Genomic DNA, 6,973 nt, shown 5'->3' with positions numbered 1-6,973 from the left:
TCCTTCGTTCCTGTTTCCAGGCCCTCCGGGCGCTTCCTTCGTTTCCGACTCTATCAGATCTTTCCGATCCGATTTCCTCGGTGCTTTCCGGTCCCTTTCGCTTTCGCTCAGGGCCCTTCCGGCGTTTCCGACTCTATCAGATCCTTTCGGCGTCTGATTCCCAGTCAGCGGGGTTTGTCTTCCCGGCTGTTGGGCCGTTCCGACGTCTCAAACCTTAGCGGATTCCTTCGGCGACTCATAATCGAGCCGTTCGAATTGAATTTCGGCATGCCGAAATTCATCCCGTGAGGGAGACCGTGCTGGTTGGAGGTGCCGCTTTCGCGGCGGGATGGTTGTCGAAGAACCGTTCCGGCTCCGTGACAACTCGGAGAACACTACGCGTCCCCCGGGTGAGTGTCAACACCCCTCCGGTGACGTCCGGGGGCCGCGCTCAGTCGAGGTCGGTGAGCCTGCCGCCGGCGTCCGGCTGGGTCAGCTCGACCCGGCGCAGGAGGCGGATCAGCGCGTCCCCCAGGGCGACGCGCTCCTCGGCGCCGAGGTCCTGGAGGAGCTCCTCCTCGAAGTCCGTGGCCATGCGCATCGCCTCCAGCCACTTCGACCGGCCCTCGTCGGTGAGCTCGACGATCACGCGGACCCGGTTGTTCTCGTCGCGGTCCCGGGTGACCAGGCCCTCGCCGGCCATGCGGTCGATGCGGTGGGTCATGGCGGCCGGGGTGAGGCCGAGGCGCTTGGCCAGCTCTCCCGGACCCAGGCGGTAGGGGGCGCCGGAGAGGACGAGTGTCTTGAGGACCTCCCACTCCGCGTTGCTGATGCCGAGGTCGGCGAGCTGGCGGCCGTACGCCACGTTCATCCGGCGGTTCAGCCGGCCGAGGGCGGAGACCACCTTCTCCACCTGGGGATCCAGGTCGCGGTACTCGCGCTGATAGGCGGCGATCTGCTCGTCGAGCGTCGGCTCCTGCGGCTCTTGCGAGACGGGGCGCGCGGGGGTGTCGGACATGAGGGCGAGTATCCCACGGACCTCGTTGGCGTTGAAGTCCTTTCATGTGTAGTGTTAAGGATCGAACTTTAGTGTTGAAGTCTTCAGGGCTCAGGCGTACAAGGCTGAACCCGCGACCGAAGTGGGTGAGTGTGACCAAGGCGAGGGGCGCCGCGATGCGCCGGATTCAGGCAGGCAGTGCGCTGAGCGCGTTCGGACTCGGCTTCACCGTGCCGTACCTCTATGTGTACGTGGCGCAGGTGCGCGATCTGGGCGCGACGACCGCGGGTGTGGTGCTGGCCGTCTTCGCCATGGCCGCGCTCGTGGTGCTGCCGTTCAGCGGGCGGGCGATCGACCGGCGCGGTCCCGTGCCGGTGCTGCTCGTCGCCTCCGGTCTGGCCGCGGTCGGCGCCGTGGGGATGGGTCTCGCGTCGAGCGTCCCGGCGGCGGTGGGTGCCGCCGCGCTGCTGGGTGCGGGCACCGCGGTGCTCCAGCCGGCGCTCGCCACGATGATCGTGTGGTGCTCCGAGCCCGTGGGCCGGACCCGTGCCTTCGCGCTCCAGTTCTTCCTGCAGAACCTGGGGCTGGGTCTGGGCGGTCTGATCGGCGGCCAGCTGGTCGACGTGGCCCGGCCCGACAGCTTCCTGCTGCTGTTCTCGATCGAGGCCGTGATGTTCCTGGTGCTGGCCGGCGTGGTCGGCACCGTGCGGATGGCCGGTTCGCCGGCGCTCCAGGGCGCGCGGCCCGCCGGCGGCAAGGGCGGCGGGGTCCGGGCGCTGCTCGGCCACAAGGCGATGGTGCAGCTGTGCGTCCTCGGCTTCGTCCTCTTCTTCGCCTGTTACGGACAGTTCGAGTCGGGTCTGGCGGCGTACGGCACCGAGGCCGCGGGCATCGCGCCGTCGACGCTCGGCATCGCGCTGGCCGCCAACACGGCGGTGATCGTGCTGGCGCAGTTCCTGGTGCTGAAGTTCGTGGAGCGCCGCAAGCGCACCCGGATGATCGCGGCCGTGGGTCTGATCTGGGCGCTGGCGTGGATCATCGCCGGGTACGCGGGGCTCGGGCACGGCAGCCAGGCGATGGCGACGGCCGCGTTCGTCTCCACGTACGCGCTCTTCGGTCTGGGCGAGGCGATGCTGTCGCCGACCGTGGCCCCGCTGGTGGCCGATCTGGCGCCGGAGTCGATGGTGGGCTCGTACAACTCGGCCTTCGCCCTGGTGAAGCAGCTGGCGCTGGCGGTCGGGCCCGCGGTGGGCGGCCCGATGGGCGCGTCGCTGCACGGTCCCTACATCGTGACCTTCGTGCTGTTCTCGCTGCTCGTCACGGTGCTCGCGGTCCGTCTCGGCAAGCAGCTCACACCGGTGCAGAACCAGCCGTCGCTCGCCGTGCGGGCCTCGCGGGTGGTGGCCCAGCACCAGCCCGAGAAGGAGACCGCCGCCGCTGCCTAGTCGGGCAGGGCGAACTCGCACCACACCGCTTTGCCGCCGCCCGGAGTGCGGCGGCTCCCCCAGGACGAGGCGATCGTCGCGATGATGGAGATCCCGCGACCCGCCTCGTCCTCCGTTTCCGCCCGGCGGCGGCGCGGCAGGTGGTCGTCGCCGTCGGTGACCTCGATGATCAGGCGGCGGTCGGTGCGGCGCAGCCGCAGGCGCATGGGCGGGGTGCCGTGCTGGAGGCTGTTGGCGACGAGCTCGCTGGTGGCGAGGACGCCGAGGTCGCGGAGTTCGACGGGGAAGCGCCAGGAGGAGAGGACGCCGGAGGCGAAGGCACGCGCGCGTGGGGCGGCCTCGACGCCGCCGAGGAGTTCGAGGGCGGCGTTGTGGAACAGCTCGGCGTCGGCGCCGTCGCGGGCGGGGTGCTGGACGACGAGGACGGCGACGTCGTCGTCGTGCTCGGCGGTGACGCCGAGGGCGCGGAGGAGCCGGCCGCAGACCACCTGGGGGGTGCCGCTGGCGCCGGCGAGCGCGCGGGCGAGGGCTTCGACGCCCTCGTCGATGTCCTCGCGGCGGCGCTCGACGAGTCCGTCGGTGTAGAGGACGGCGGTGGATCCGGGGGGCAGGGCGATGGAGCCGGAGGCGTGCAGCCAGCCGCCGGTGCCGAGCGGGGGCCCGGTGGGGTCGCCGGCCGTGCGGACGGTGCCGTCCTCGTCGCGCACGAGGATCGGGAGGTGGCCGGCGGAGGCGTAGACGAGCCTGCCCTCGTTGGGGTCGTGGACGGCGTAGACGCAGGTGGCGATCTGGCTGGCGTCGATCTCGGCGGCGAGGCCGTCGAGGAGCTGGAGGACCTCGTGCGGGGGGAGGTCCAGGCGGGCGTAGGCCCGGACGGCGGTGCGGAGCTGGCCCATGACGGCGGCGGCGCGGACGCCTCGGCCCATGACGTCGCCGATGACGAGGGCGGTGCGGCCCGCGCCGAGGGTGATGACGTCGTACCAGTCCCCGCCGACGGCCGCGTCGGCGACGCCGGGCTGGTAGGTGGCGGCGATCCGCAGGTCGTCGGGCTGCTCCAGCTCCTGCGGGAGGAGGGAGCGCTGGAGGGTGACGGCGGTCTCGCGGTGGCGGCGCTCGCTGGCCCGGAGCCGCTCGGCGGCCTCGGCGTGGTCGGTGACGTCGGCGGCGTGGACGAGGACGCCGGCGCCGTCGAGGCGCGGGCTGTCGACGGGCAGGCAGGTGACCGTGTACGAGCCGCCGTCGGCGGTGCGGCGGGACTTCACGGTGCGGGGCTTGCCGCTGCGCAGGACCTGGTCGAGGAGGGGCAGCAGGCCGAGCTCCTCGGCCTCGGGGCAGGTGGCGGCGACGGTGGCGCCCGGGGTGCGGGGGCCGAAGGCGGCGGCGTACGCGTCGTTGACGTAGGCGACGCGGTGCTCGGGGCCGTACACGAGGGCGACGAGGCCGGGGAGGCGGCCGAGGAGGTCCCGTACGGAGAAGTCCTCCAGGGCGGGGACCTCGGTGTCCACGTCCGGGGTCTTCCCGGTCTCCCCGGGGTCCTGGGCGTCCGCGGTGGGGTGCTCCGGCCGCGGACCGTACTCACCGCGGGCGGCGGGCACGGAGCCTTCGGTCCCCCGCGCCGCGCGGCGCTGCGTACCGGGGAGCCGGGCGCTCCAACGGGTGAAGTTCACGGATCTGTATGCCTCGTGGTGTCGGTGCCGTGCGGAGTCACGCTGTGCAGGTGTGAGCCCACCTATGGTCACACGTCCAGTGTGGACGAGTGCACTGACAGTGATGTCAGGAGGACGCCTCGTCGTTCCCGCCGGGGCGGGGGTCGGCGGGCGGGGGCGGGGGTGGTGCGGCCGCGAGTTCGAATTCGGCGCGGGGGTGTTCCAGGGAGCCGAGGGAGACGACCTCGCGCTTGAAGAGGCCGGAGAGGGTCCATTCGGCGAGGACGCGGGCCTTCCTGTTGGCGGTGGGCATCCGGCTGAGGTGGTAGGCGCGGTGCATCAGCCAGGCCGGGTAGCCCTTGAGCTTGCGCCCGTACACGTGGGCGACGCCCTTGTGGAGGCCGAGGGAGGCCACGGAACCGGCGTACGCGTGCGCGTACTCCTTGAGCGGCCGGCCGTGGAGGGAGGCGGCGAGGTTCTCGGCGAGGACCTTGGCCTGGCGGACGGCGTGCTGGGCGTTGGGGGCGCAGGGGGTGCCGGGTTCCTTCGCGGTGACGTCGGGGACGGCGGCGGCGTCGCCGGCGGCCCACGCGTGGGGGGTGCCGTCCACGCCGAGGTGGGCGGTGCAGCGGATCCGGCCGCGCTCGTCGAGGGGCAGGTCGGTGGCGGCGAGGACGGGGGCCGGCTTGACCCCGGCGGTCCACACGACGGTACGGGTGGGCAGGCGGGTGCCGTCGCTGAGGACGGCGACCCGGTCCTCGCAGCTGTCCAGGCGGGTGTCCAGGCGGACGTCGACGTTGCGGCCGCGGAGCTCCCTGATCGCGTACCGGCCCATCTCGTCGCCGACCTCGGGGAGGATCCGTCCCGCGGCCTCGACGAGGACCCATCTCAGGTCCTCGGGCTTGACGTTGTGGTAGTAGCGGGTGGCGTACCTGGCCATGTCCTCCAGCTCGGCGAGCGCCTCCACGCCCGCGTACCCGCCGCCGACGAAGACGAAGGTGAGGGCGGCGTCGCGGAGGGCGGGGTCGCGGGTGGAGGAGGCGATGTCGAGCTGCTCCAGGACGTGGTTGCGCAGGCCGATGGCCTCCTCGACGGTCTTGAAGCCGATGCCGTGCTCGGCGAGGCCGGGGACGGGGAGGGTGCGGGAGACCGAGCCGGGGGCGAGGACCAGTTCGTCGTAGGTGAGGGCGACGGGGCCCGCGCCCTCCTCGCCGGTGGCGAGGGTGGTGAGGATCGCGGTGCGCTTGGCGTGGTCGATGGACTCGACCTCGCCGATGAGGAGGCGGCAGCGGTTCAGGACGCGGCGGAGCGGGACGACGACGTGGCGCGGGGAGAGCGAGCCGGCGGCGGCCTCGGGCAGGAACGGCTGGTACGTCATGTACGGGTCGGGGGTGACCACCACGATCTCGGCGGCGCCGCCGCCGAGCTCCGTCCTGAGCTGCCGCTGGAGGCGCAGCGCGGTGTACATGCCGACGTATCCGCCGCCGACCACGAGAATGCGCGCAGGTTCGGTCACCGTCCCATGAGGCATCGCCGTCCGGTGTTTGTCCACAGGCCCGGCGAATTGTGTGACCGGAGGGGTGTGGAGGCGCGGGGTGGCGCGCGCGGGGTGCGTGGGCGCAACGGCGCAGGTCACGGCGGGAGTGGGCGGTGGTTCACGGGGTGGGAAACCGGTGGCTTCGGTGCCTTGCTCCGATCGGGGGGCGCACCGTACGGAACTCCCCCTTCTGAATTGACCCGGACTCAACTATGTTCGTAGTTCGTCGGGGTGTCGGTTCCGGCGTGCGCGCGGACCGATCGCGCACACCGGCCGGGAGCCCCGTATCAGGGCGGGGAGTCTCCGGGGGGAGACATCATGAGCGGGGGAACGCTTATGCAGATTCAGGATTCTCGTTGGCAGTCCGTCATCGGGACGGCGCAGGACGACCGGGGCGCGGGGGCCGTGGCCGCCGTGCCGCCGGCCGGGAGCGCGCTCTCGGGCGGCACCGTCGCGGGCACCGGCACCGTCTTGGGCGGCCCGGTGGCGGGCGGACGTTCGGCGCCGCTGCGGGTGGACGCGCAGCGCAATCTGGAGCACGTGCTGCGTGCCGCGCGCGAGGTCTTCGGCGAACTCGGTTACGGGGCGCCGATGGAGGACGTGGCCCGGCGGGCCCGCGTGGGTGTGGGCACGGTGTACCGGCGCTTCCCCAGCAAGGACGTGCTGGTGCGGCGGATAGCCGAGGAGGAGACGGCGCGGCTGACCGAGCAGGCGCGGGCCGCGCTCGGGCAGGAGGACGAGCCGTGGTCGGCGCTCTCCCGGTTCCTGCGCACCTCGGTCGCCTCGGGTGCCGGGCGGCTGCTGCCGCCGCAGGTGCTGCGGGTCGGCGTGGACGAGTCCCCGGTGGACGGGGACGGCGAGGGCGCGGCCCGGGTGCCGTACCAGCGGGGTCTCGGCGAGCAGCCGGACGCGCGCGTGGTGGCGCCCCGGCCGGTGCCGGCGGACGAGCGGGACGACGCCGGAGCGGCGGAACTCCTCGATGTCGTCGGCCGGCTGGTCGACCGGGCCCGAGAGGCGGGCGAGCTGCGGACCGACGTGACCGTGGCGGACGTGCTGCTGGTCATCGCCACCTCGGCCCCGGCGCTGCCGGACGCGGCCCAGCAGGCGGCGGCCTCGGCCCGGCTCCTCGACATCCTCCTGGAGGGCCTGCGCTCGCGGTAGCGGGTCGGGGTCCTTCCAGGGGCCCGCGCGCGCGGTGAGCGGGTCGGACACCTTCCGACGCCTGCGCTCGCGGTAGCGGGTCGGACTTCTTCCGGTCCGCCCGGTCGCTGGGCCGGGCGGACCAAGGAGCACGACACGAACGCGTGAGCGGTTACGCCGGGGTACGGGAAGTCGCCCCGGACGAGTGGTATGTGGACGCGGCGCTTCG

The 6,973-nt window shown here is 72.8% G+C and carries 5 protein-coding genes; 2 read left to right on the top strand and 3 right to left on the bottom strand.

What is annotated here, in order from left to right; translation table 11 throughout:
- Positions 1-430 precede the first annotated feature (430 nt).
- Complete coding sequence (locus ACIGHB_RS11115) at positions 431-997, bottom strand: MarR family transcriptional regulator (protein ID WP_360322010.1); 567 nt, start codon at positions 995-997, stop codon at positions 431-433.
- 155 nt (positions 998-1,152) lie between these two features.
- Between ACIGHB_RS11115 and ACIGHB_RS11110 the strand changes: the two genes are divergently transcribed.
- The gene (locus tag ACIGHB_RS11110) at positions 1,153-2,421 is read left to right on the top strand and encodes an MFS transporter (protein WP_360322013.1); all 1,269 of its coding nucleotides are present in this window, start codon (positions 1,153-1,155) and stop codon (positions 2,419-2,421) included.
- Here the strand turns inward: ACIGHB_RS11110 and ACIGHB_RS11105 are convergent.
- Positions 2,418-4,088: a SpoIIE family protein phosphatase gene (locus ACIGHB_RS11105; protein ID WP_399911598.1), complete on the bottom strand. Its 1,671-nt coding sequence runs from the start codon at positions 4,086-4,088 to the stop codon at positions 2,418-2,420. The genes ACIGHB_RS11110 and ACIGHB_RS11105 overlap by 4 nt on opposite strands.
- Before the next feature lie 106 nt (positions 4,089-4,194).
- Complete coding sequence (locus ACIGHB_RS11100; protein ID WP_399911595.1) at positions 4,195-5,598, bottom strand: NAD(P)/FAD-dependent oxidoreductase; 1,404 nt, start codon at positions 5,596-5,598, stop codon at positions 4,195-4,197.
- Positions 5,599-5,940: 342 nt separating this feature from the next.
- Between ACIGHB_RS11100 and ACIGHB_RS11095 the strand changes: the two genes are divergently transcribed.
- Positions 5,941-6,765, top strand: coding sequence for a TetR/AcrR family transcriptional regulator (locus tag ACIGHB_RS11095; protein WP_399911592.1), 825 nt, complete (start codon positions 5,941-5,943; stop codon positions 6,763-6,765).
- The last annotated feature ends 208 nt before the right edge of the window (positions 6,766-6,973 follow it).

Source organism: Streptomyces sp. NPDC085460 (assembly GCF_044541975.1).
Taxonomy (GTDB): domain Bacteria; phylum Actinomycetota; class Actinomycetes; order Streptomycetales; family Streptomycetaceae; genus Streptomyces.
This window is presented reverse-complemented; position numbering and strand designations above follow the sequence as displayed.

Bases quoted from the DNA above. Each gene is read 5' to 3' on its own strand.
- ACIGHB_RS11095 (WP_399911592.1), top strand. From the start codon at position 5,941: ATGCAGATTCAGGATTCTCGTTGGCAGTCCGTCATCGGGACGGCGCAG.
- ACIGHB_RS11100 (WP_399911595.1), bottom strand. From the start codon at position 5,598: ATGCCTCATGGGACGGTGACCGAACCTGCGCGCATTCTCGTGGTCGGC.
- ACIGHB_RS11110 (WP_360322013.1), top strand. From the start codon at position 1,153: ATGCGCCGGATTCAGGCAGGCAGTGCGCTGAGCGCGTTCGGACTCGGC.
- ACIGHB_RS11115 (WP_360322010.1), bottom strand. From the start codon at position 997: ATGTCCGACACCCCCGCGCGCCCCGTCTCGCAAGAGCCGCAGGAGCCG.